The sequence below is a fragment of the Nostoc sp. LEGE 06077 genome, from assembly GCF_015207705.1.
Taxonomy (GTDB): domain Bacteria; phylum Cyanobacteriota; class Cyanobacteriia; order Cyanobacteriales; family Nostocaceae; genus Nostoc_B.
Genome location: NZ_JADEWI010000010.1, coordinates 120431 through 146631, shown reverse-complemented (window position 1 = coordinate 146631; position 26201 = coordinate 120431). Strand labels below are relative to the sequence as shown.

At 39.8% G+C, this 26201-nt stretch carries 22 protein-coding genes; 15 read left to right on the top strand and 7 right to left on the bottom strand.

Going from position 1 to position 26201, the window contains the following annotated elements; translation table 11 throughout:
* Positions 1–87: 87 nt before the first annotated feature.
* The 8 genes from groL to IQ244_RS09995 all read left to right on the top strand — a co-directional run bounded on the left by groL (position 88) and on the right by IQ244_RS09995 (position 6835).
* A complete protein-coding gene (gene groL, locus IQ244_RS10030; protein WP_193892964.1) occupies positions 88–1725 on the top strand; it encodes a chaperonin GroEL in 1638 nt (545 codons plus the stop codon).
* A gap of 136 nt (positions 1726–1861) precedes the next feature.
* The gene (locus tag IQ244_RS10025) at positions 1862–2149 is read left to right on the top strand and encodes a hypothetical protein (RefSeq protein ID WP_193892961.1); all 288 of its coding nucleotides are present in this window, start codon (positions 1862–1864) and stop codon (positions 2147–2149) included.
* Positions 2150–2554 carry a type II toxin-antitoxin system VapC family toxin gene (locus IQ244_RS10020; RefSeq protein WP_193892959.1) on the top strand — a complete coding sequence of 135 codons (405 nt, stop codon included), beginning with the start codon at positions 2150–2152 and terminating at the stop codon, positions 2552–2554.
* A 71-nt stretch (positions 2555–2625) separates the two neighbouring features.
* Positions 2626–3231 (top strand): SMI1/KNR4 family protein, encoded by a 606-nt coding sequence (locus IQ244_RS10015; RefSeq protein ID WP_193892956.1) that lies wholly within the window; start codon positions 2626–2628, stop codon positions 3229–3231.
* 48 nt (positions 3232–3279) lie between these two features.
* A complete protein-coding gene (locus IQ244_RS10010) occupies positions 3280–3492 on the top strand; it encodes a DUF4351 domain-containing protein (RefSeq protein WP_193892954.1) in 213 nt (70 codons plus the stop codon).
* Positions 3493–3625: 133 nt separating this feature from the next.
* Positions 3626–3919, top strand: coding sequence for a hypothetical protein (locus tag IQ244_RS10005; RefSeq protein ID WP_193892952.1), 294 nt, complete (start codon positions 3626–3628; stop codon positions 3917–3919).
* A gap of 123 nt (positions 3920–4042) precedes the next feature.
* On the top strand, positions 4043–4384 hold the full coding sequence (locus IQ244_RS10000; protein ID WP_193892951.1) for a hypothetical protein: 342 nt from the start codon (positions 4043–4045) through the stop codon (positions 4382–4384).
* A 666-nt stretch (positions 4385–5050) separates the two neighbouring features.
* Complete coding sequence (locus IQ244_RS09995; protein ID WP_193892949.1) at positions 5051–6835, top strand: sensor domain-containing diguanylate cyclase; 1785 nt, start codon at positions 5051–5053, stop codon at positions 6833–6835.
* 124 nt (positions 6836–6959) lie between these two features.
* Here IQ244_RS09995 and IQ244_RS09990 read toward each other — a convergent pair whose 3' ends face one another.
* On the bottom strand, positions 6960–8036 hold the full coding sequence (locus tag IQ244_RS09990; protein WP_193892947.1) for a PIN/TRAM domain-containing protein: 1077 nt from the start codon (positions 8034–8036) through the stop codon (positions 6960–6962).
* Positions 8037–8285: 249 nt separating this feature from the next.
* On the opposite strand from IQ244_RS09990, the gene hemW reads away from it, so the two are divergent.
* Positions 8286–9467, top strand: a complete 1182-nt coding sequence (gene hemW / locus IQ244_RS09985) for a radical SAM family heme chaperone HemW (protein ID WP_193892944.1) — start codon at positions 8286–8288, stop codon at positions 9465–9467.
* A gap of 56 nt (positions 9468–9523) precedes the next feature.
* Here hemW and IQ244_RS09980 read toward each other — a convergent pair whose 3' ends face one another.
* Positions 9524–10081, bottom strand: coding sequence for a DUF2808 domain-containing protein (locus IQ244_RS09980; protein WP_193892942.1), 558 nt, complete (start codon positions 10079–10081; stop codon positions 9524–9526).
* Between the two features lie 618 nt (positions 10082–10699).
* On the opposite strand from IQ244_RS09980, the gene IQ244_RS09975 reads away from it, so the two are divergent.
* The gene (locus IQ244_RS09975) at positions 10700–12289 is read left to right on the top strand and encodes a glycoside hydrolase family 57 protein (protein ID WP_193892939.1); all 1590 of its coding nucleotides are present in this window, start codon (positions 10700–10702) and stop codon (positions 12287–12289) included.
* Between the two features lie 134 nt (positions 12290–12423).
* Here IQ244_RS09975 and IQ244_RS09970 read toward each other — a convergent pair whose 3' ends face one another.
* The 4 genes from IQ244_RS09970 to IQ244_RS09955 all read right to left on the bottom strand — a co-directional run bounded on the left by IQ244_RS09970 (position 12424) and on the right by IQ244_RS09955 (position 16878).
* Positions 12424–13296, bottom strand: coding sequence for an SDR family oxidoreductase (locus IQ244_RS09970; protein WP_322746047.1), 873 nt, complete (start codon positions 13294–13296; stop codon positions 12424–12426).
* Between the two features lie 111 nt (positions 13297–13407).
* A complete protein-coding gene (locus IQ244_RS09965; protein ID WP_193892933.1) occupies positions 13408–15195 on the bottom strand; it encodes a sensor histidine kinase in 1788 nt (595 codons plus the stop codon).
* A gap of 401 nt (positions 15196–15596) precedes the next feature.
* Complete coding sequence (locus tag IQ244_RS09960) at positions 15597–16325, bottom strand: pentapeptide repeat-containing protein (protein WP_193892931.1); 729 nt, start codon at positions 16323–16325, stop codon at positions 15597–15599.
* 58 nt (positions 16326–16383) lie between these two features.
* The gene (locus tag IQ244_RS09955; RefSeq protein WP_193892928.1) at positions 16384–16878 is read right to left on the bottom strand and encodes a hypothetical protein; all 495 of its coding nucleotides are present in this window, start codon (positions 16876–16878) and stop codon (positions 16384–16386) included.
* A 590-nt stretch (positions 16879–17468) separates the two neighbouring features.
* Between IQ244_RS09955 and aroF the strand changes: the two genes are divergently transcribed.
* Positions 17469–18329: a 3-deoxy-7-phosphoheptulonate synthase gene (aroF, locus tag IQ244_RS09950; RefSeq protein ID WP_193892925.1), complete on the top strand. Its 861-nt coding sequence runs from the start codon at positions 17469–17471 to the stop codon at positions 18327–18329.
* Between the two features lie 165 nt (positions 18330–18494).
* Here aroF and IQ244_RS09945 read toward each other — a convergent pair whose 3' ends face one another.
* Positions 18495–19436, bottom strand: a complete 942-nt coding sequence (locus tag IQ244_RS09945; RefSeq protein WP_193892922.1) for a phosphoribulokinase — start codon at positions 19434–19436, stop codon at positions 18495–18497.
* A gap of 309 nt (positions 19437–19745) precedes the next feature.
* On the opposite strand from IQ244_RS09945, the gene IQ244_RS09940 reads away from it, so the two are divergent.
* From IQ244_RS09940 to IQ244_RS09925, 4 genes are all read left to right on the top strand, one after another.
* Positions 19746–21347, top strand: coding sequence for a peptide ligase PGM1-related protein (locus tag IQ244_RS09940; protein ID WP_193892919.1), 1602 nt, complete (start codon positions 19746–19748; stop codon positions 21345–21347).
* Positions 21348–21491: 144 nt separating this feature from the next.
* Complete coding sequence (locus tag IQ244_RS09935) at positions 21492–23231, top strand: serine/threonine protein kinase (protein ID WP_193892916.1); 1740 nt, start codon at positions 21492–21494, stop codon at positions 23229–23231.
* Between the two features lie 376 nt (positions 23232–23607).
* Positions 23608–24195, top strand: a complete 588-nt coding sequence (locus IQ244_RS09930; RefSeq protein WP_193892913.1) for a pentapeptide repeat-containing protein — start codon at positions 23608–23610, stop codon at positions 24193–24195.
* 191 nt (positions 24196–24386) lie between these two features.
* Entirely contained in the window at positions 24387–25562 is a 1176-nt protein-coding gene (locus IQ244_RS09925) for a M20 family metallopeptidase (protein WP_193892910.1), read from the top strand.
* Positions 25563–26201 lie beyond the last annotated feature (639 nt).

Here is a 26201-nt window from a genome sequence, read left to right as displayed (position 1 = left end):
AAAGTCAATGGTCAAAAGTCAATAGTCCCTGGACAAATGACAAAAGCCAAATGACAGAGAACAAATAACACAGGAAGATTAACAACTATGGCAAAGCGCATTATTTACAACGAAAACGCACGTCGCGCTCTAGAGCGAGGCATGGACATCTTAGCTGAGGCTGTAGCTGTAACCCTCGGCCCTAAAGGTCGTAACGTAGTTCTAGAGAAAAAATTTGGCGCACCTCAAATCGTCAACGACGGTGTGACCATTGCCAAAGAAATTGAATTAGAAGACCACGTTGAAAACACTGGCGTTGCATTAATTCGCCAAGCTGCTTCTAAAACCAATGACGCTGCGGGTGATGGTACGACAACCGCGACCGTATTGGCTCATGCAATTGTTAAAGAAGGCTTACGGAACGTGGCAGCTGGCGCTAACGCCATCCTGCTAAAGCGCGGTATTGATAAAGCTACCAACTTCTTGGTAGAAAAAATTGCCGAACACGCTCGTCCTGTAGAAGATTCCAAAGCTATTGCTCAAGTTGGTTCTATCTCTGCCGGTAACGACGATGAAGTCGGTCAGATGATTGCCCAAGCAATGGACAAGGTGGGTAAAGAAGGCGTAATTTCCCTAGAAGAAGGGAAATCCATGACCACCGAATTGGAAATCACCGAAGGGATGCGCTTTGACAAAGGCTACATCTCTCCTTACTTCGCAACCGATCCTGAGCGGATGGAAGCAGTATTTGATGATCCTTACTTACTGCTAACAGATAAGAAAATCGCTTTAGTACAAGATTTAGTACCTGTTCTTGAGCAAGTTGCCCGTCAAGGTAAGCCCTTGGTAATTATTGCTGAAGATATTGAAAAAGAAGCTTTGGCAACCTTGGTTGTTAACCGCCTGCGTGGTGTGCTGAACGTAGCTGCTGTAAAAGCGCCTGGATTTGGCGATCGCCGCAAAGCTATGCTAGAAGACATCGCTATCCTCACTGGTGGTCAACTCATCACCGAAGATGCTGGTCTGAAGCTAGAAAACACCAAGCTTGATGGTTTAGGCAAAGCTCGCCGCATCACTATCACCAAAGACAACACTACAATTGTTGCCGAAGGTAACGAAGCTGGCGTTAAAGCTCGTATCGAACAAATTCGTCGTCAAATGGACGAAACCGAATCTTCCTACGACAAAGAAAAATTACAAGAGCGTCTAGCTAAATTGGCTGGTGGTGTAGCTGTAGTCAAAGTTGGTGCAGCCACCGAAACCGAAATGAAAGACAAAAAACTCCGCCTAGAAGACGCTATCAACGCTACTAAAGCTGCGGTAGAAGAAGGTATCGTTCCTGGTGGTGGTACAACTCTGGCTCACCTCGCTCCTCAACTAGAAGAGTGGGCTAAGGCTAATCTCAAAGATGAAGAGTTGACTGGTGCTTTGATTGTCTCTCGTGCATTACCAGCACCTCTGAAGAGAATTGCTGAAAATGCAGGTCAAAATGGCGCTGTCATTGCTGAACGCGTTAAAGAAAAAGAATTCAACGTTGGTTTCAACGCTGCTACCAACGAATTCGTTGATATGTTGGCAGCTGGTATCGTTGACCCCGCGAAAGTAACTCGTTCTGCACTGCAAAACGCTGCTTCTATCGCGGGTATGGTATTGACAACCGAATGTATCGTTGTTGACAAGCCAGAACCCAAAGATTCTGCTCCTGCTGCTGGCGCTGGTATGGGCGGCGGCGACTTCGATTACTAATACTCTGTAGTCACTTAAATAAAAAACAGCTGCTTCCGCAAGGGAGTGGCTGTTTTTTTGTAAATTTCTATATTTTCAGAGAAAATCTAACTGCTAACATAGGATTTAAATTGCCTTATTTTGAGGAGCTTTAAAGATGACTCTGATTAATTATCAATCTAATTTTCAAAAATTACCCAAAATTGTCACAGCTTTAATTGATAATAATCCTATTTATCAAGAAAACTTAAATAAACAGGAAATTATTGAAGTAATTAATCGTACTTTTGACCCTGTCTCTGTTCCTGATATTAATAATATTTCTGAAGAAGAATTAACAAAACGAGTTAAAAGGATTTTGTCTTTGCATTTAGTTTCAGGAATGCTAAATGATTTTACTCCAGAGCAAATGAAACTTTTTGATGAAGCTATAAAACGAGGTTAGATGGGTTATTTATTAGATACTAATATTGTTTCAGCATCACTAAAACAAAATGTTGGAATTAACTTAAAATTGCAAGAGGTCAGTAGCTTAGAAATAGATATTTTAATTAGTGGCATAACATACTATGAAATTCAAAGAGGATTGTTAAGTAGCAATGCCATTAGAAAATTAGCTTTATTTCAACAATTTTGCCAAGATTATCCAATTTTATTTTTGGATGATATCAGAATTTTTCAAAAAGCCGCAGAAATTTATGCTGATTTAAAAGCTAGAGGTACAATGATTCAGGATGCAGATATTTTGATAGCTGCTACCGCTATAGTTCATAATTTAATTTTAGTTTCTCACGATTCTGATTTAACTAGAGTTAACAACTTACAGTTAGAAAATTGGTTGATTTCTTAAGTTAATTATTACTGAAAATATTTTTTAATTTATCATTTTAACAAATTGAACTTGACGAATAAATTGGAGCTATGTCAGCTTTAACAGATGCCTTAGATAGAATCTTGAGTTGGTTAGAGGAATACAATAATTTAGATTTTGCTCGATTTGAATCTTTACAACCAGGGCTAAAATTTGCAGAAATAGAAGAAAAAGTATCTAGTTTATTACCTTTGCGTTTGCCTAAAGAAGTTTATGAACTATATCAATGGGGTAATGGTGTATGGTTAGATGAAGAAATATATGGGCGCTTTTTTGAAAATTATGTGTTTCTCTCATTAGAAACATCATTGGCAACTTATTATGAAATGACAACAATAAATGAAGAAATTGATGAGTGTAATTTGATTATTAAACAGAATTGGAATTCTTTATGGTTTCCAATTTTAAAAGACCTTGATGGTCGAGGTTATTATGTTGTTCTTATTCACGAAATTCAAAAAGATACAACACCAGTAATAAGAGTTGATTTTGAGGAAATGGGCGATTATCCTTACATAATATATCCAACGTTAACTAACATGATGCTTGCAGAGGCAGAATGTTATACTTCAGAGATTTACTCGAAATTTGCTTATGAAGAAGAATATATCCGCCAGAAATACCAAGATATACCTATGAAAATTTGGCGAAATTAAACGCGAGATTTTAAAGATTTAATTCGTCAATTATTACGGGAGTATATCATGAAAGATTCAGTAATTTATCAAGATATTGTTCAGAAGGAAGCATTAAAACTTATTAGCCGTCAGCTAAAAAAGCATTTTGGTGAAATCAATACACCATTACTTGAACAGGTTAGTAATTTATCTGCTGAAAAATTGGAAGAATTGGGAGAGGCGTTATTAGATTTTTCGGAAGTGGCTGATTTGGAAGTTTGGCTAAATCAGCAAAATTAAGTTTCATACATGTATGAAAGCAGCTACTTTTTGAAGGTGGCTGTTTTTTATTGAAACCGCAGAGGTGCAGAGGACACAGAGTAGTAAGTAAAGTTAGACTTAAAGCTAATTTTGCTATGAGTGTTTACGTCTTATGTCAGAATTAACAGATGCTTTAGATAGAATTTTCAAGTGCTTGCAACGACATAAACAATTATACGTATCTTCTCTACAAGCGGGACTTTCTTGTGAGGAGATTGAAGAAAAGGTAAAAGATTTACCATTTCACTTAACGCGAGAAGTTTATGAACTTTATCAATGGCGTAATGGCATGATTGATGAAGATAGTAGTTTTTTCTATGATTACCGATTTCTGCCATTAGAAGAAGCTGTAGAAGTACGGAAAATAGTGTCGGATAATTATGGTTTTGTATTGCCTTTTGGCTGATTCCCTATATTTGAATTTGAAAATGATGGTTTTGCTATTATAGGTGCTGAAGAAATTACAGAAAACTCGCCGATACTGAATTACACTTTGAGAGATGAGATACGATATAGCAGTTTAACTAACATGATGCAGTGTATAGCTGAATGTTATGAAACGGGTGCTTATTATATAGATGAAAGTGGTGATTTTAAAAAAGATGCTATTTTAGCAAATTCTATATTACAGAAGTATGAACCAGAATTACACTATATCGGCGAAGCTAGATTTGAAGTAATTAATGTTCCTGATGGTTCTCAGGTAATAACTAAGTATCACCCTCATAATCGCATTTTAGAAACTAGTGTTATGGGCAATAAAGGAAATATACAAGAATTAACACGTTATTTTCAAGGCAGAGTCGTTGAACATAGAACATCAAGTTATGAAGTTGCGGATTTTTATAGTTATTGCTGTGATGAATATTGATTGAATGATTATGTAAAAGATGAAAGATTTGAAGTTGAGTATCAATATAAATGTGTAATGACGAAAATAGAGCGAAGATATATTAATGGAATGTTGAAACAGGAGATTATTCATCCAGATAAACCGAGCGATCGCTCTCTCCTCATCTTTACTTTAATCTTCACCTTCTTGATTCTTCCTATTATTAATATTCTTAGCTTTTTTGTAATTTTAGTTTTTTCACCGAAAAATCATAGGCGACACTGACACAGATAAACATGACTGACGTGGTGAAACATAAAATTAAAATTTTAGACAAAGAGTTTAAGGGTATAGAGGTTTGGAGTGTGAGTAAATAAAACCCTTACACTTAATTTCAACAACTAACTTTTGTGCGTAAGTGCTAATAAATTCAAATGTAATGTGTGCAGTTTCCGCCGAATCAAGTTAATCGTTAGTCTTTATCAATAAGTAAAATATGCCAAAATATAAGCAATATTTGGCTAATGATGCTAATAGACAGCAACTATTACGCTGTTACTTTTAATTGAATCTTTCAAGAGAATAAATTGTAGAAAAGTTAAACTGAAAGAAAGCTTTGGTATCAGCTTTAATCAAGTAATAATTACGTAAATATAGCGATTTAGCCTGTCTTTTTATACAAAAAATAATTGAAATTACCTTTTTATGTTAAATAAAATTTTACATAACATTACCAAATTATCTGCTGATTTATTCTGTAAACTTCTAGGACAGCCTAGTGTTAGTGATTTAAAAACTCAATTGTATGAGAGAAACGTTCAAATTCAGCAACTAGAACAGCAAGAAAAGGCGCTTTATAAAGTTATTAGCAAAATCCGAGCTTCTCTGGAGTTAGAAACAATTTTTCGTACAGCGACTAAAGAAACTTGCAAGTTGCTCCGCATCGAGCGGATCGCCGTCTATCGTTTTTATGAAAACTGGGGTGGAGAATTTGTCAGCGACTTTGAGTTTGCCGAGCTTGGATGGGATGATGTAGAGACATTAGGAAAAAATACAGTCTGGAATGACTCTTATTTACAAGAGCATCAAGGTGGACGTTATCGTAATAATGAAACTTTAGTGGTTTCAGATGTCTACTCAGCAGGCTTGTCTCAATGCCATTTAGAAATTTTAGAACAGTTCCATATTCGAGCTTATGCAACGTCACCAATTTTTGTGGGAAAAAAACTGTGGGGAGTACTTGCAGCTTATCAACACTCACAGCCACATGAATGGAAAAAATTAGAAATACAGTTTCTGTCTCAAATTGCAACGCAGTTAGGGTTTGCAGTTAAACAAGCAGAATTGTTAGCTCAAGCAGAACAAAAAGCAGCAGAACTGCATAAAGCGAATCAACAGCAGGAGATTCTGTTTAATTTAGTTGCTGAAATTCGTGAATCTCTTAATTTAGATACTTTGTTTAAGACAACTGTACGAGAAGTTCGTAAAGCTCTCCGTGCAGATAGGGTTGGGATTTTTCGATTTGACACGAAATCTAACTATACCTCTGGTGAATTCGTATCTGAGAATGTATTACCTGATTATGATTCGGTGATTGCTATCAAAGTGAAGGATCATTGTTTTGGCAAAAGATATACAGTTGCTTATCAGCAAGGACGTATACAGGTCTTATCAAATATATATCAAGCTGGGCTAAAAGATTGTCATCTTCTAGTATTAGAGCAATTTCAAATTAAGGCGCAGATTGTTGTACCTCTAATGAAAGGGAAAATTTTGTGGGGATTACTATGTGTTCATCAGTGCTGTTGTTCACGCGAATGGAATACGTCAGAAATTCAATTTATCCGACAATTAGCGGCTCAGTTTAATGTAGCTTTAGAACATTCAGAATTATTAGAGCAATCCCGTTCTCAAGCTAATCAATTAGCTCAAGCAAATCATGCTTTAGCACTGGCGAATTCTAAGTTAGAAAAACTTAGTAAGCTAGATGGTCTAACTAAAATAGCTAACCGTCGTTGTTTTGATGAATTATTAGAGCGGGAATGGCATCGACTACAACGAACTGGGAATTATTTATCTTTAGTTTTATTTGATATTGACAATTTTAAAGATTATAACGATTATTATGGACACCTAGCAGGAGATGAGTGCTTAATAAAAGTTGCTCGTGCAGCACAAGCTGTATTAAAGCGTCCCACGGATCTACTAGCTCGTTATGGTGGAGAAGAATTTATCGTCCTTTTGCCAAATACGGATGAATCAGGTGCTATTAAAGTAACTAATTTAATTCATAAATCCATTGAAGAATTAAAGATTTCTCATCCGAAAAAAAATAGTTCTCAAGATTTTGTGACTATCAGTTTAGGTGTAACGACTCAAATACCAACAGCTAAAAGTTCTGCTCAAGAGTTAGTTGATGCAGCAGATAAAGCTTTATATAAAGCTAAAGAACAAGGACGTAATAGGTGGGTTTGTGCTGCAAAACTCTAATTCCAAATAATCTGTCTTACCTGAGCAAAATCTGATAAAACATCAAAAAATAATCGGTGCAGGTTTGCTACACCGATCGCACTACTTGTGCATGATTTAATTGTGATTGAACCTGACATTTCCCTCACGCTAAGGCTGAAGCTTGGGGTTTGGCAAAAATCATGCGTCCGGCGGAGGTTTGCAAGGCGCTGGTGACGACTACCCGCAGTTCACCCCCTACATAACTACTACCTTCTTCCACAACAACCATTGTGCCGTCATCTAGGTAGCCAATACCTTGACTTGGTTCTTTCCCTTCTTTAAGGATTTTCAGGTCGAGGTTATCGCCGGGTAAATAAGTCGGACGGACGGCGTTGACTAAATCGTTGACGTTCAACACGGGGACTTTCTGCACGCTGGCTACTTTCGACAAGTTGTAGTCGTTGGTTAGCAATATCGCGTTGATTTCTTGAGCAAAGCGGACTAATTTCGCATCGACTGTCGCAATATCATCGTAGTCAATGGAGTTAATTAAAATGCGGTCTGGATAATCTTCTTTAATGCGGTTGAGAATCTCTAAACCGCGTCTTCCCCGCACCCGCTTTTGGTCTTTACTGGCATCAGCTACTTGCTGTAATTCCTGTAAAACAAATTGTGGTACGATAATTGCCCCTTCTAAAAACCCTGTTTCTAGTAGTGCTTCAATCCGACCATCAATAATACAGCTAGTATCTAAAACTTTGGTATTGGCAGGTTTTAATGTACCTTCTGCTACCATTGTTTCCACGGTGTTGGGATTAATTAATCGCAACAATCCTCGCCCGTGGGTGTCTGCCAAATTCATACCTGTAACAGCTAAAATAATACTACCAACAACTGCCACCAAGGGTTTAATAAAACTAAAATCTGGTGGTATGGGTAGCAAAAATAGCGGAGCCAGCATTAAATTTGCCAGTAGTAATCCAATAACTAATCCAATGGCACGCGTTAAGATGACTTCCAGTGGCATTTCCCGGACTTGTGCTTCTAGGCGGCGATAAGTCGTCTGGAAACTCAGTCCAACTGCACCGCCAATAATGGCGGCAAAGACGGCAACAGTGAGGCGTAAAGCTTCTAGGTTGGTCACTCGATCTAGGGTGCCATCAGGTAGCAGATCGGTGCTGTAGAAACCTATGCCTGCTGCTGCCAGAATGAATGAGAGAATAATAATGGCATCAAGCATGGTTGTTTTGTTTTCCTGCAATTGTTTTACCCGATAAAGTCAAATGCTTTTGATTTCATCGCTAAGAGACAATAATGAATATTGACTTAGACTAAGGTTTGAAGCAGGGAATATCTGCAAATATTATAACTAAAGACCATTATTTTAATATTTTGCATGGTTTTGTTGTAAAACGATAAAAAACCATAAATAAACTCATTATTTTGGCAATTTGTAATTGTTTGTTAAGTTAATTAATTATGTCTCAAAATGAAATCAGCATTTGATCTTTCTGGCATTGTCAGTTCTGCATACCTACATATTCCTTTTTGCAGACGGCGGTGCTTTTATTGTGACTTCCCGGTGTCGGTTGTGGGCGATCGCTTGCGGGGTGAAACGTCGGGTACAATTTCCCAATATGTGGAAGCTTTATGCCAAGAAATTGCCATCACTCCTAATTTTGGCCAATCTTTGCAGACAATTTTTTTCGGTGGTGGTACTCCTTCGCTGCTCTCAACTGAGCAGTTGGCAAAGATATTAGAATCGTTAGAGCGACGTTTTGGGATTGCGCCGCAAGTAGAAATTTCAATGGAGGTAGATCCAGGAACATTCGATTTGGCGCATATCTCAGGCTATCGGGATTTGGGTGTAAATCGGGTAAGTTTAGGTGTACAAGCCTTTCAAGAAGAATTGTTAAAAGTAGCTGGGCGATCGCACTCAGTTAAAGATATCTTTGCAGCTATTGAATTAATTCACAAAGTCGAGATTCCCGAATTTAGTATAGATTTGATTTCTGGACTGCCACATCAGTCTTTAGATCAATGGTCAGACTCTTTAGCAAAAGCCGTAGCTATTAACCCGACGCATATATCTATCTATGATTTAACCATTGAACCAGGGACGGCTTTTGGTCGCTACTACAAACCAGGAGATAATCCTCTACCCACAGACGAAACTACAGTCAAAATGTACCAGATGGGACAACAAGTATTGACTGGTACAGGTTATAACCATTATGAAATTTCTAATTATGCCCGACCTGGACATCAGTGTCAGCATAATCGAGTGTATTGGGAAAACCGCCCTTATTATGGTTTTGGTATGGGTGCAGCAAGTTACACAACCGGAAAACGCTTCACACGCCCGCGTAAAACACAGGAATATTACCAATGGGTAAAGGCTGGTGGCATAATTGATTGTGAAGTGACTCCACCAGCCGAAGTATTATTAGAAACTTTAATGTTAGGTTTGCGCTTGGCTGAAGGTGTCGGTGTTTCCAGCTTACAAGCAGAATTTGGCGAAGGCAAAATCACAGAGATTTTTCAATGTTTGCAACCGTATTTTGCCAAAGGTTGGGTAAAAGTCGGAGAAGGAAGGTTGCAATTAACTGACCCCGAAGGGTTTTTATTTTCTAATGTAGTTTTGGCTGATTTATTTAATAAATTGGATTAACACTCCCATAGGCAATAGTAGGGAATAGAAATTCCCTACTTCTCACGCCCCATCCTCTAACCTTCCGGGTAAGTGTCTTTATAAAATTGCAGACGACCTACACCCAGAAATTGACCAACTGTTTGCTGTCCAGAAGGAAAGGCTTTTACGCCAAATAAATAGACACCATCGTTGAAAGGATTACGGTAAGTCCGCAAACCAATTGTTACTGTTTGGTCTGGTGGTACAGGATTAGCAAAGGTGACTGTGAAATTCTGCTTATCGTTGCTAACCACAGATTTGACTGCTAACTTTTCACCTCGGCGATCGCGTGTCCCGACAAAAGCCAAGGTATCATTAGGATTAAATTCAATATCTTCTGTACCTGAGACTTGAGTAAAAGTCACCTGTTGCAATGATTCTCCGGCGGTGGCTGGTACTTTAACGGTAAAGTAGTATGTCGTATCAGACACACTTGTTTCATTGTATGGCGTACTAGCACTAACTAAACTTGGTGGTTGAGCAAAGGCGATCGCGCCACTACCTAAAGTAACTGCATTCGCTGAAAATTGAGGTAAGGAACAGATGCCTACACCAAGAAACAGCGTGCTTAAAAAGCTGCTGACGTACTTCATAATTTTATTTTTTGTCTAACTCGTTAACTCATGAAATGGGTTTTATCACCCATAACTACCCCTCAGCAACTGTCTATAAATTTGCTGATAACTTTCTCGTTGTCTTTAGTATTTTTTAAGTATAGCAATTATTTTTTTATGTTAGTAATAGCTAAAAGGTGACAATAAATATTGTATTTTGGCGGCAGCATATGGCTCACAAGACGATAGTTTTAGGTGTGTTCAGCTATGTGCAAATAGCGAAAATGCCTCTATATTCAGGGAGTTTCTTCCAGTGAATTTACTTGAATTAAATACTATTTGATGAAAATCAAAAAACAAAATTTTTCTTCCTGGAAAAACTAAAAATTTGCAAAAATGTAATTAGATAACAGTCACCTCAATACTGTTATCTCAAGTCTAATAAATTAGTTGAAAATTCCCTTTTTACAGAGAATTTACCAAAACCCATGCCCCTACCCCCTTGGTTATTGAGTGCAGTCGAAATATCTACTCCATCTCCTAATCCAACTTTCTCCATACAATCAGGCTACGACGATACCCAGAAGGTCTTAAAATATTGTTAATTTCTGCTAGACCCCTCGACCTTAAATTTACAAGTATCACCCCAAAATTACTATGGCTATTGGCTACGTCGCGCTTGTACTTCACGCACACCTGCCCTTCGTTCGTCACCCAGAAAGTGACTATGTGCTGGAGGAAGAATGGCTTTATGAAGCCATTACCGAAACATATATTCCCTTACTAAAAGTTTTTGAAGGCTTAAAGCGAGACGGTATTGACTTTAAAATTACGATGAGTATGACACCGCCTTTGGTGTCAATGCTGCGCGATCCCCTGTTGCAAGAACGCTATGATGCTCACTTAGCCAAATTAGAGGAACTTACAGAACTAGAAATTGAGCATAATGCCCAAAACGGTCATGTTCGTTATTTGGCTGAACACTACGCCGCTGAGTTTAACGAAGCGCGGGAGATGTGGGAGCGCTACAAAGGTGATTTAGTAACTGCTTTTAAGCAATTCCAAGACAGTAATAATTTAGAAATTATTACTTGTGGCGCTACCCACGGCTATTTGCCATTGATGAAAATGTATCCCCAAGCTGTGTGGGCGCAAATTCAAGTAGCTTGCGAACACTACGAACAAACCTTCGGTCGTCCACCCAAAGGTATTTGGTTGCCAGAATGTGCCTATTATGAAGGGCTGGAGCGAATGCTGGCAGATGCTGGGTTACGCTACTTCCTCACAGATGGGCATGGTATTCTCTATGCTCGTCCCCGTCCGCGCTTTGGCAGCTATGCGCCGATTTTCACTGAAACAGGAGTTGCAGCTTTTGGTAGAGACCATGAATCTTCACAGCAGGTATGGTCTTCTGAGGTAGGCTATCCTGGTGCAGCGGAATACCGAGAATTTTACAAAGATTTGGGCTGGGAGGCTGAATATGATTACATCAAACCCTATATCATGCCTAATGGCCAGCGAAAAAACACGGGGATTAAGTACCATAAAATTACCGGACGCGGTTTAGGGTTATCCGATAAGGCATTATATGATCCTTACTGGGCGAAGGAAAAAGCAGCAGAACACGCGGCTAACTTTATGTATAACCGTGAACGGCAAGCGGAACATCTTTATGGAATTATGCAGCGTCCGCCGATTATTGTTTCGCCCTACGATGCAGAGTTATTTGGGCATTGGTGGTACGAAGGCCCTTGGTTCATCGATTACCTATTCCGTAAGTCATGGTATGACCAAGGTACATATGAAATGACCCACTTGGCAGATTATCTCCGAGCCGAACCCTCACAACAAGTTTGTCGTCCTTCCCAATCGAGTTGGGGTTACAAAGGTTTCCACGAATATTGGTTAAATGAAACAAATGCTTGGGTTTATCAGCATTTGCACAAAGCCGCAGAACGGATGATTGAAATCTCGAAACTTGAACCTGCGGATGAATTGGAATGGCGGGCGCTGAACCAAGCAGCAAGAGAAGTTTTACTGGCGCAGTCTTCCGACTGGGCATTTATTATGCGGACAGGGACAATGGTTCCTTATGCTATACGCCGCACGCGATCGCACCTGATGCGGTTTAATAAACTCTATGAAGATATCAAAATCAGTAAAATTGACAGCGGTTGGCTAGAAAAAGTCGAATTAATGGATAATATCTTCCCGGAAATTAACTATCGCGTCTACCGTCCTTTGTAAGGAGTGCTGAGTTGAAAGTGCTGAGTGCTGAGTTAAAAGATCTGGCATTTACCAAGTGGGAAAGTGTTGAGTAATCTTTTACTGATTCAGTACTCAGTACTATAGTGGTTTGTCACCTGTCACCTACCATCAATTCAAAAAATGATTTGGGGATGAATCAGCTTGTACCCCGCATCTTTAATTTTTTGATTGGATACTGTGGCATTATATGGGCGATCGCTCTTGAGGGAACTATCCCATTGGACTTTAGGTAGATTGTGTTTGGCAAATAAAGTATCTAGTAATTCTCGACTGCTTAAATGTGCATCATCCACCAAATTATAAATACCTTGTAAGTGTTGCTGACGGGCAAATTCAATCGCACCAACAATATCATCTAAATGAATCCAATTGGTGACATCTTCGCCATTACCTGGGCGAGTTGTACCAGATGCGCGACCAAATATTTTAAGCAGTTCTCGATTATTTCCATATATCCCGCCCAAGCGCAAGATGCAAACTCGCAATTTCTCACTGGCGGCTGAGAGCAAAACTTTTTCTGTCTGTCTGAGAACTATTCCTGAAGTATGAGTTGGTTCTACTGGTGTGTCTTCATCGACTGTAGCACCATTGCCATCGCCGTAAACAGAATAACTACCTGTATAAATAATTTGCTTGATATTAGGTAGTTGCGGTAAAATCGCCACTAAAGTTTTAGCAGTTTCTAAATAAGTTTCTTCATATACATTTGCGCCTTTTGCACCCACGCTCAACAACACTACATCTTGATTTTGCAAAACTGATTGCAGTGTTTGGGCATCGGTTCCTTTAACAATTACGACTTTTTGCGCTACGGTTTGGAGTTTTTGGATACGTTCAGGGGTAGTTGTGGTAGCGGTAACAACAAAAGTCATCTTTTGCTGCCAATATTTAGCTACTGCATAACCAACATAACCACAACCAATGATGGCAATATTCATTGAGGTTTCTTCTCTTACTTGACTCTGATGATCTGTATTATTATCAATTGTTATATAAATAATGTTACCGTCTTCTAGAGTCAAAAAATATCTATTATTTCAAATAATGAGCAGTTAAAATAAAGTTATTTATTATTAAATATTGTTGATTACACAATTTTAATCGCTAGAATCCTCACTTTTTTCATCTGCGGTTGGGTGTTTGATAGGTAAAGCGATCGCAAATGTTGTTCCTTCTCCAAGTTCTGATTCGCAAGTTAGCTGGCCGAGATGTTTTTCGACAATAATTTGATAACTAATTGATAAACCCAAACCTGTACCGACTCCAATAGGTTTTGTCGTAAAAAAAGTTTCAAATATCTTTTGTTGATACTCTGGCGAAATCCCCGAACCATTATCAGAAATTTTTATTTGTATCCACTCTGCATCTAGACATTGTGTAGCAATGATAATTTCTTGATTTATTTCTTCATTATCAGACTCTTCTAAAGCATCAATGGCATTCGATAGAATATTCATAAATACTTGATATAATGCACCACCATAGCCTTGGATATTAGGTAGTTCACCATATTTTTTAACTACAGTGATTCTTTTTTTCAGGCGATTATTCAGAATTAATAATGTACTTTCAATACAAGCGTGGATATCTACTGCATGGAATTCAGTTTCATCTAAACGCGAAAAGTTTTTCAAGCTTAAAACAATTTCTTTGGCGCGTTTAGCACCAACTTGCATGGATTGTAATAATTTTGGCAAGTCTTGTTTGATAAAGTCTAAGTCAATCTCTTCAGCTAAGGCATCTAGTTCATCATCTTGGATTTTACCTTGGTAGGCTTCAAGCAGCATTAATAAATTTTGAAAATAAGCGTTAGTATGCTGAAGATTCCCATACATAAAGTTGACGGGGTTATTGATTTCGTGCGCTACTCCCGCTAACATCTGTCCGAGACTAGACATTTTTTCATTTTGAATTAACTGTCGAGATGCTTCGGCTTTTTGCTCTGCCAAAAGAGTATTAACTCGTTGAATGAGTTGATTGAGAGAGTCGGCTAACATCCCCACTTCATCGGCTGTGGTGACTGGTGCTTGCAAATTAAAGTTAGATTCTTGCGTAACTTTCAGTGCGATATCATGAACAGCTTTAAGTGGACGCGCGATCGCCCGACTGGTGTAGTGAGCGAGTAAAATAGCGATCGCCACCGATAACAGCATACTGATAATAATAATTCTGTCTCGCACCTTCTGTGTAGCTAATACCGCCACTTCTTTACGTTGAAAATTCTGATCGGAAGCTTCAAGTAATTGATCTAAAGCATCTGTACTCTTATGTAATTGAATATATATATTGCTCTGAGTTAAAGTTAACAGTTGTTTTTTTGCTAGGGCGATATTCTCTGCTTTTAAATTAGATGTGTCACCTTGGTTTAATAGTGCCGTTATTTGCTGGCTATAAGCTATAGAACTAGTTTCATAAGTTTGCAAAAAATTGGATATCTTTTTGTTAGGATACTTATTAAGATAATTTGTCAAATCTAACCAAAGTTGTTGGAGTTCAGCAGAGTGTTGTACTAGATGAGTGCGTTCTTCTTGCCAATGTTCTAAATCTGTAAAAACTAAGATTTTTCCTTGATGGGCTTGTAATTCTAGTAAAACAGCATGAAGATTCCGAATTAGCTGACTTTCTTGCCATTTTTCTTGTTTCTGGATTATGGCTTGTCGCTGATAGTAATCTCCGAGGATAAATCCCGCTACTGTTCCAACAACAGCAACGCTGAGAGCTAAGGTATAACCCCAAGCAATTTTTTTACTGATACTAAGATTATTAACTAGCCCGACAATCCAAGTTTGATGATTTAATGGCGATTGAGTTAGAGACTCTTTTGTAGAGAAATTAGTAGTCTGATTATCTTTCACAGAAGCATTTTTTGCCTTAGCAGATCGCATATATATTTGTCATCCCCACACAAATGGCTTTAGCCTAACTTAAATTTGTAGTGTCAGCCATACTGACGCGACTAGTGGCAGCTGACAAAATGCAGGAGATGCAACAAAAATATTGATTAATATATTTTCTGTGATAAATTTCAATTTGAACTTAGTTAAAATACGTAATTTTTATATGTGAATTAGATTTGATTCGGAGAAATTATTTTTGTAGGGAGGGAATAGAGAACCAAAAAAACTCTGGAAGTTGTCCCCAATTTTGCAAAAATCAATAGGAGTTTTAGATATGTTTATAATTTGTAATCCGCTGGTGATAATTTATCAAATTCTACTTTCACCAAAGTTAAAAGAGATGGCGATTGCCCTGATTTATTAATACGCAAGTTAAGATAAAAAGCAACTTAACTATAAGTGTTACCATCTGGCATAATTGCACCTGCTAAGTTAGCACCAATCAGTTTCACTAGCAAGCGATCGCCAGAACGAATGCGTGCGCCTGTTAAGTCGGCTCCACGCAAATCAGCGCCACTGAGATCTGCACCAATTAAGTTAGTATTACGTAAATTGGCTTCTCTGAGGTCTGCTAAAAGTAGGTTAGCTCTAAATAAATTTGCCTCTGACAAATTTGCACCTCTGAGAATAACTTTGTGCATAAAAGTATCACTGAGATCTGCTCCACTTAAATTAGCGTAACTCAAGTTTCTCCCAGATAAATCTTTATTACTTAAATTAGCTCGACTAAAATCTTTGCCACTCAAATCTGTACCTGGCTTTGGCGGTTGTGGTGTGGGTTGCGGTGTGGGTTGTGGTGATCTTTTTGGTTGGGGTGACTGGGTGTGTGAAGGCGAATGGGTGTATGAAGGTGAATGAGTGTATGCAGGTGAATGTGTATGTGAAGTGGAATGGTGCTTACCATTGGCAGAATTCCCGTTAAAAGAGCGCAACTTGTCCCGCGCTTCATTTATTGCCTTGAGCTTTTCTTGAGCTTTTTGTTGCAAGCGGATATTATCTTTGGGAAGGCGATCGGGATGCCACACAAAGACTAAATCTTTATAAGCCTGGTTTACTTCGTCAAGTGTTGCACCAGGCTCTAATTCCAAGACTCGATAATACCGCTCCAAGTCGTTCATAAGATGTTGTTAATAGTCAATAGTCAATGGTTATTGTCTCTTTTTATCTGTATCCCCGTCATCTTCCTATTTCTCCATTTCGCCATCGATTCATCGCTCGGAAATATGCTGCAACAGGAATTTGATAAACCTCAACAATAATCCACAGAATGATAGATAAATGTGACAAAAAAGTTAAAATAGTCCAGATGTATGGTATCCAACTGAGGGGAGAATCAATTGATGGGGGAAAGTAGAAAGCAACGATGCCAATTAAAGTTGTGGGCATAAATATAAAAGCGATCGCCGCTATTCCATAACCCCAACCTAACTCCACACCTTCTAATTGAGCTTCTGTCCAACTAAAGCCATTCCAACGCCAAACTAAAGGCGGTTGCCGCGAAGGCATTTTTATTTGCTGTTGCTCTATATTGACAGTAAAAATCTCTTGACAGAAATCACAAGCCATAGTCTCCATTAATGGCATCTGTGAAATCTTACCAACTCGGCAAACTGGGCAAGGGTAAACTTCATGAGCATCAAAAGGTTTGCTGAAGATTTTGGAACTGGGCATAATAAAACTGAGTTTTCCGCAAAAGTATGTGTGTTCGTGCAAAGTTGCATAACCAAGCTTGTTAGGGCTGGTGAGAACTGACTCTCCTCATTCTCATGCCCTTTAGCTTATTTTTCAGTTACCAACCTGCCACAAGCCTCCATTCCCAGAGTTGTAATGAGTCTATCGTTTTTTTGATGTTGTGTGGTGCTTGACGGGAGAGATCGCTTTTGTTATTGTGAAGCTCAAGGAAGCTACATATTTAATTTTGTATCTCAGCGCAGTATATATGTTCAGCCACAATTACTACTTTTATTTTTGGCGTAAGGCGGTTCACCGGGAGTGAGTCACGTTTCCGACTGGAAACCGCCCGATGAACCGCAGAAGCCTACTCTGCGGTTTTTTGTTTTTAGGAGTATCGAGCATGACGACTAATTTAAACAACTGGTTTTACAGCTTTTACTTTTGGCCTAGAGCAAACTCCGGGTAAATAGCGTCATGTCAATCAGTCAGAACGCGCCCGGAACTATCAGTTTCCGGGTTTTTTTGTGACAGACTTTCTTCATTTCAGACTTTAGACTTCAGACTTCATACTTTCGGAGAATCAAACAATGGTTAACGCCAAACTTGCCGCCCAATCCCATCCTGATCACCAAACAATTGTTAAACTCTCAGAGACAGTCGCCTTCGGTGGCAAAGAATTAGTAATTATTGGTGGCCCCTGCACAGTTGAAAGCTTAGAACAAATGGAAACAGTTGCTCAAAAGCTATCAATTTCATCGGTGCAAGCCTTACGGGGTGGTGTTTACAAGCCTCGCACCTCGCCTTACGCTTTCCAGGGAATGGCAGAAGCCGGATTAGAAGTTTTAGCCAGAGTGCGATCGCTCTACAATATGCCAGTAGTTACAGAAGTTATGGCAATTTCCCAAATTGAAGTGGTCGCCGCCCATGCTGATATGCTGCAAGTTGGTAGCCGCAATATGCAGAATTTCGATTTACTCAAAGCCTTGGGACAAGTTGATAAACCAATTTTGCTCAAACGTGGTTTAGCCGCCACCATAGAAGAATTCGTCATGGCTGCTGAATATATCCTCAGTCATGGAAATCCCAATGTAGTGCTGTGCGAACGTGGTATTCGCAGCTTCGATGATTACACCCGCAACGTCTTAGATTTAGGCGCAGTCGCCGCCCTCAAACAAATCACTCACTTGCCTGTGATTGTAGATCCTTCCCACGCTGTGGGGAAACGAGAATTAGTCGCACCTGTAACCAAAGCCGCCGTAGCTTGTGGTGCAGATGGATTAATTATCGAGTGTCACCCAGAACCAGAAAAATCCGTTTCGGATGCCCGTCAAGCATTATCTTTAGAAGACATGGTGAATTTAGTAGATGCTTTAAAACCCATAGCTACAGCCATAGGACGCACAATAGGGGCAGGTTGTACACCTACCCCTATTTTTTGCGCGGCGTAAGGTTTTACATGAATCACAGAGATATGAGATTTTGAGAGGATTTTTGCATAAATTTCTCACTAATTATCCTCTCCGTGTCTCTGGGCGACGATATTTCCAGCCCACGATAAAAATTATTTGCTTCTGCAAATACCTGACTGAAGACGTGGGTATTCTCAGTTCCTCTTATTGATAAATTTGTGTCGCTTTGAGCATATGGTAGGTAATAATTAACTGGGTCAGAGCCAAGGGATAACTTTGCAAGGTTTCTCCAGTTGTCCCAGCAATTTTGCCTAATTCTGGGTTACTTTCGCGATCGCATACACTGCGTAAATGGGGCATATCCGAACAGATAATATGTTCGAGTTTATTTACCTGTTCTAAGGTAGCGTGACCATCAACTTCCAAGACATCCACTGGTTTATTCATATCGCGGTCTAATCCCAGCCGAATTGCTGACCCAGAAACACCATTACTCAAATTGATAATTGGTGTGAAATCGGGATGAGGAATAGTCGGACGCAGGACTAAACGTACATTGAGATGACCATTAGTTTCATCCACGTCTTCTGCCTTTTGTGGATAAAAACTCACGACAATATCTGACCATTGTCGTTGGGGGCGAATAAATTGTTCTGAGTCTGGTTCACGCTTGTCTAATTCTGCCAATACCTGTTCGGGAGTGTAGCCGCGTTTTAGGGTGTCTCTTTTCACTTTCCACTTAGCGCGTAATGGTTCAGGCGGCGCAAGGTACACTTTGACATCATAACAATCGCGGGCGGCACGGGTAGAATAGCCAAGTAAGCCTTCAATAATCACAAATTTATTGGGCTTAATGTACATTGGCGGCTCAAAAGACCCAGTTTTGTGGCTGTAAACAGGCTTGAGAATTGGTTGTCCTGTGCGGAGTAGAGACAGGTGCTGCTGCATAATATCTAGATGGTTGCAGTCAGGATGCAAGGCGGTAATACCAATTTCTGCACGTTGCTGGCGATCGTAACGGTGGTAATCATCTGTACAAATGAGCGTGACATTTTCTGGCCCAAGTACCTGAGCAATCCCCCTAGTTAATGTTGTTTTACCAGCAGCACTATCACCTACAATCCCAAGAATTATTGGACGGCTCATTACCCACCCCCGACACAAACAAATTAGTAAGAAATTTTGCAGACACCGTTGTTTTATTTTAGAAGGGAATTAGCAAGTAACTTGTATCACACTCTTGTCTGCAACATCTCTATACATAAAGAGATATATATAGAGATGTTGCCCAAATAATTTAAGTATCAGGCACACTTAATTTTTCCTGAATCAAAACGCAATCTAAAATCTAAAATTGGTACGGTCAAGAAGTATGAAGGGTCAGGTGTATCTAACTAACTGTGCGGTATACCGAAGAAAGATGCCACTATTGGGGATCAAGATAGGGTAAGGATTATGGTAACTTTAAATATTTCGGAATTGGATCAGGTTGATCAATTTCGCCACTTGCAGTCAACTTTGCGCGATCGCTGGAAAACTATTGAGCTATTCGATAATAGTGAAGCAGATATAGTGGTTGTTCCTTCTCTGAGTCTTGATCAGCGGGAACTGCAAAAAATTGAAGGTTGTGAACATTACGAAGAACGATTGTTATTTGCTTTAATGCGGTTGCGGAATCCTCGCACTCGGCTAATTTATATCACATCAATGCCACTGCATCCTAGTATTATTGACTACTATTTACAACTGCTGCCCGGCATTCCCTTTTCTCATGCTCGCAATCGCTTACTTTTGCTTTCTACTTATGATTCTTCATCGCAACCACTGAGCCAAAAAATTTTAGAACGTCCCCGCTTACTAAATCGAATTCAGCAAGCGTTAAGGCTAGAAAAATCATTTATGATCTGCTACAACTCGACAAATTTAGAAGCAGAATTATCTTTAAAATTGAATGTGCCGTTATATGCAGCCGCACCAGATTTACAAATTTGGGGAACAAAAAGTGGTAGTCGGCAAATTTTTGCCGAAAGCAAAGTTCCCCATCCAGATGGTAGTGCAAGAGTCTGGACTGAGCAAGAATTGGCAAAAGCAGCTAGTGATTTATGGGAACGCCAACCAACATTAAAACGGATGGTAGTAAAACTCAACGAAGGTATTTCTGGAGAAGGCAACGCCCTGCTAGATTTAAGACCAATGATGAATTTAGCACCAGGGAAAGCTACTAGTGAGCAAAGAATAGCAGCAATTAGCGATCGCTTTTCCACCTTGCGCTTTCAAGCCAAACAAGAAACTTGGGCAAATTTTTCGGGACGAATAACTGAATTAGGCGCAATTGTCGAAGCATTTGTCGAAGGAGAAATTAAGCTATCTCCCAGTGTTCAAGGGCGCATCACACCGAACGGCGAAGTCGAAATTCTCTCTACCCACGACCAAATTCTTGGAGGGCCAGACGGTCAAATTTATCTGGGGTGTCGCTTTCCCGCCGATGAAAGCTATCGCCTACAATTACAGCAATTAGGCTTAAAAGTAGGCAGAAAACTGGCAGAAAAAGGCGCACTGGAAAGATTTGGCGTTGATTTTATTACCGTAGACCAAGGTGATAATAATTGGGATATTCAGGCGATCGAAATTAACTTGCGGAAAGGTGGCACGACCCATCCTTTTATGACCTTAAAATTATTAACTAATGGCCGGTACGACCTTTCCACCGGATTATTTTATAGTCAGCAAGGTCGTCCTAAATACTACATTGCCACTGATAACCTGCAAAAAGACCGCTATCGAGGATTATTACCTAACGATTTAATGGACATTATTGCTCATCACAGATTGCACTTTGATAGTGGCACGGAAACAGGTACCGTCTTTCATTTAATGGGATGTCTCTCTCAATTTGGCAAATTAGGATTAACCAGCATTGGTGATTCTCCCCAACAAGCAGAAGATATTTATAACAAAGTTGTTAATGTTTTGGATGAAGAAACCCGCAGCGACAATCAAAATTTTCCCCTATTTTCTGATTACACATTCCCCATTGCTTGGGATGGATACAGTTAGAAAGTATGAAGTGTGAAGTATGAAGTGTTGGCCTTGTTAAATCCCCTAAATTTATTTACGAAGATTTCCTCCTGCCTCCTGCCTTCGTCCTCCTGCCTCCTTAACATAGGTTAAAATCAACTCAGCGTTTGTATTGTAGCGGTTGTGTCCCATATCCCCCAAAGGGCGGTTCACTGCATAAATCCTGATTGTCAACGTCCCTACCCCCAACCTTGGGGAAACAAATTTTGTAACAGCTGTGGCGCATTGCTACAGCTGCTAGACCGCTATGTCCCCCTGGAACCATTGGGTTCAGGTGGTTTTGCCCAAATTTATACAGTGTGGGATGAAAAAACTCAAGCAGAAAAGGTACTAAAAGTTTTGGTGGAAGAGTCACCAAAAGCTCAGGAATTGTTTACACAAGAAGCCGCAGTTTTAATTAGTTTGCAGCATCCCGGTGTTCCCAGAGTTGAAGCTGATGGTTTGTTTCAGATAAATTTGACTAGTCCGAAACCGCGCCAATTAGCTTGTTTGGTGATGGAAAAAATTAACGGGCCGACTCTGGATGAAATACTGAATAACTATCCTCAAGGATGTCCAGAGAATTTGGTACTCAACTGGTTCACTCAAGCTGTCAAAATTTTACAAGAATTGCACAAATGCCAAATTATTCACCGCGATATTAAACCTTCTAATTTAATGTTGCGGATACCAGCCTCAACCGCACCGCCGACACAAGCTAGAACTGGGTGGGAACAACTAGTATTAATTGATTTTGGTGGTGTCAAACAAATTAACGCCGCAATGCAGCGTCGAGCGTCGAGTTCCACTCGGTTATTTTCTTCTGGTTACAGTCCGCCAGAACAAGTAACTGGGGGGAATGTGGGGCCTGCGGCTGATTTTTACGCCCTCGGCCGAACAATGATTGAATTACTCACAGGTAAATATCCGCCAGAATTGGAAGATATGCAAACAGGGGAATTGCGTTGGCGGAATCGCGTGAACGTAAACTCACAGTTTGCCGATTTACTTGATGAGATGGTAAAAGAAGACGTAAAGTTGCGTCCAACTAATGCAGCCATCATTCTCAAACGATTAGCAAAAATTAACAAACCTGCCAAGCCAGGATTATTTTCGCAACGACAAAACGCAACTCCCAGCAATTACTTTGTACTTCTCTTTCAAGCCATTGAACGAGCCTTTGCCGATTTTCTCCAAGCTATTGGTAAAACAATTTTGTTCATCGCCAAAGCTTTGTTCAACATTATTCAAGCTTGTTTGGCGATAATTTGGGCAATGCTGCTATCTAGCTTAGGCGCTTGTTTGGGGACAATTATCGGTTTTTTTATCGCTTACCGGACAATTTTAGGCGATCGCATTGTGGAATTAATCTTAGGTCAACTACCAGAATTAATTCCCCATTCTCAAACTAACTTTGGTGCAGACATTTTAGTATTTGTCAGTGCTGGCTTAGGAACCGCCTGGGGACTGACATTATCTGGATGTTTTAGTCAACGGCGGCGATTCTTAGTCGCCTCGATCATGGGTATAATCAGCTATGGATTTGGTTGGTTATTTTGGCAACTCATTTCCCCAAAACAAAGCAGTGATGGTTTAGTCGCCATGATTGCTGTTTCTATATTTTTGTTATCCCTCAGCTTTGGGTTTCGCAGCCATCACATAGTTTATGCCCTAGTTGCCGCCTTTGGCACAGCCCTGATTTTTTCCGGCTTATTCATTGTGGGTTTTCCCGCCGCAGTCTTTCACTTTTCGCCTCAAGCACTGTGGTCAGAGTTGGGTCTACCCTTGGCTTTGTTTGCCTTGGTCGCCATCTTCATGAGCTTTTGGCTAGGAGTCAGTCACTACTTAATTGTTCCAGGACTACGCTTTTTGGGATGGCGTTAACTCATTGCGTTTGCAGGGGTGCAGAGGTAGAGAGGTTCAAAATCTTTACACCCCTTACCCCAAAACTAACGTTCCTGCGTAAGTCCTGATGGTATAAATGCCTAAAACAAGATCCCCCCAGCTACTTTGTTCATCTAGCTGGGGGGATCAGATATTTGATAGTCTATAATGAGTTCTGTATAGTTCCTTACGATTCGATTTTAAAACCTAAATTTGGTTTTGTGTAGTCTAAAAATCAGAATTTATACTATTTTTATAGCTTCTTCATCACCACTTCATTGCTAGGATTTGCTGAGTCAGCGGTATATGTGTATATGTTAAGTATGGCAGTAACTCTACGCTTAACTTATCACCCATCAGAATATCCGTAAAAATTATGAAACTCCAGATAGCCAGCCTTGTTGCTCTACTAGTTTGTACGGGGCTAACAGAAAAAGCCTTGGGGCTGAACCCGCAAGACCTAGAACAGTTAAAAAAATCTGGTGTTTGTCCGAGGTGTGATTTGAGTGGTGTTGACCTAACTCAAGCTAATTTAGCTGGTGCAAACTTGCGCGGGGCTAATTTAAAGGGCGCAAATTTATCTCAGACGAATCTCTCGAATGCAGATTTGACTGGCGCAAATCTTGAAGGTGCAGTGCTAAAATCTGCTAATCTCGCAGGAGCATCTTTAACAGGTACAAATTTAACATCAGCATCCTTAGAAAATACTGATTTATCTTTTACCGGTTTTATCGGTGCTAATTTGACAGCGACAAATCTTTCTGGTGCAAAGTTATATTTAACCAATTTTCGGGGGGCAAACTTCCGACTAACTACCTTACCCGTTGGTAACGTCACTTCTGATAAGCCTTACTGGTGGTCATCTGAGCGTGTAATTCCCAAGCAATGTAATAAATTTACAGGTGACAATATTCGGGGTACAACTTGTTATACCCAGTCAGAGGACGTGGAAAGTAAGAAATAGGGCGTGGTGGTTCGGCTACTTCGACTGCGCTCAGTACAAGTTCGCTCACCAACCGGGAGTTGGAAGTGGAGATGGTTTAAATTCTTGTCTACTGTTCCCTATTCCTTGTTCCCTGTTCCCTTTGATAAAGAACATTTTGTTCAGGGACAGTTCTTTATCATGGGAACAAAGCTCTGAACTAAAATTGATTGATGCTATCCCGTATTAAAGATATAGCCACAAAACTAGCGCCTCGGTTAGTTGAAATTCGCCGTCATCTGCACTCTCATCCAGAACTAAGCGGTCAAGAGTACCAAACAGCTGCTTTTGTAGCTGGGGTTCTGTCGTCTAGTGGTCTCCATGTGCAAGAAGGTGTGGGTAAAACTGGTGTGATTGGGGAAGTGCAGGGTACAGGTGCTGATCATCGTTTATTAGCTATTCGGACGGACATGGATGCTTTACCCATCCAAGAACGTACAGGTTTAGAATATGCTTCCCGGAATGAGGGCGTAATGCACGCTTGTGGTCATGATGTTCATACCACCGTCGGGTTAGGTACAGCAATGGTATTGTCTCAAGTCGCTGATGAATTGGGCGGTAAGGTACGCTTTTTATTTCAAGCAGCCGAGGAAATTGCCCAAGGAGCGCACTGGATGGTGCAAGATCAGGCAATGGAGAATGTTTCTGCTATTTTAGGAGTTCACGTTTTTCCTTCTATACCCGCAGGTTCGATTGGTATCCGTTACGGGGCGTTGACAGCTGCGGCGGATGATTTAGAGATTACGATTATTGGTGAATCTGGACACGGCGCACGTCCCCATGAAGCAATTGACGCGATTTGGATTGCTTCTCAAGTTATTACTGCTTTACAACAAGCCATTAGCCGGACTCAGAATCCTTTGCGTCCGGTAGTGTTGAGTATTGGGAAAATTCAGGGTGGTAGAGCGCCCAATGTAATTGCTGATCAAGTGCAGTTGTGGGGAACAGTGCGATCGCTTCATCCCGAAACCCGCGCCAATCTCCCCCATTGGATTGAAAATATTGTGGCAAATGTCTGTCATGCTTATGGCGCAAAGTACCAAGTTAATTACCGTGAAGGTGTCCCCAGCGTCCAAAATGATTATTCTTTAACACAATTATTGCAATCAGTAGCAGAAGAAGCCTGGAGTAGCGATCGCGTCCAAGTTTTACCCGAACCTTCTCTCGGTGCGGAAGATTTTTCTGTTTATTTAGAACACGTTCCTGGCTCGATGTTTCGCTTGGGTGTAGGTTACAAAGATAGAATGATCAATCACCCATTACACCATCCCGAATTTGAAGTTGATGAGTCAGCAATTTTAACGGGAGTGGTAACTATGGCTTATGCTGCATACAAATATTGGTTGTAAGCATAAACTGCTAAAAACCTAGTTTTCAGTGTTGATTTTGAGTAGCAACTGTTGCTCATCTAAACTCAAAAGTTACTCAAAATCTATCACATGGGAATGACAGTATTATTGCTACAGTATATTTAACTACTAATAGAAATTTTAAGGAAAAATACTCAATTTTTAGCAATTTATGGGGCTTTTTTAATTAAAAAATCTCACTATAGTCAGGTGTTTATACTTCTTTTGAGGTATTGACTTCTCAAATTTTATAGCAATTTATCTTGCACATTCTCAAAAAAGGTTATAAATTATTAGTCTATAGGGGAAAATTAAAATTTTAGTTTCCAAAACATAATTACTATACGTAATTATACTGAAAACTATTTAAGCTGGATATAGCATTTAAATAGGTTGCGAGATATAGTTTGATTGATATAACTGGTTCTAGCAGAAAAACAGAACATTACTTAATCAGATAATATATCTTGTCTAATTATTTTCAGTATTAACTTTCTTGCTAGAGGTGAGAAAATTATAAATGGAATTCACCAAAAGCATTATCAAATTCCAGCAAAATAATTAACGTTGTAATTGCTGAAAAACTGTTAGTTACAATCATAAATATTGGCTTGAAGAAGATACTATTTCTGCGGTTAT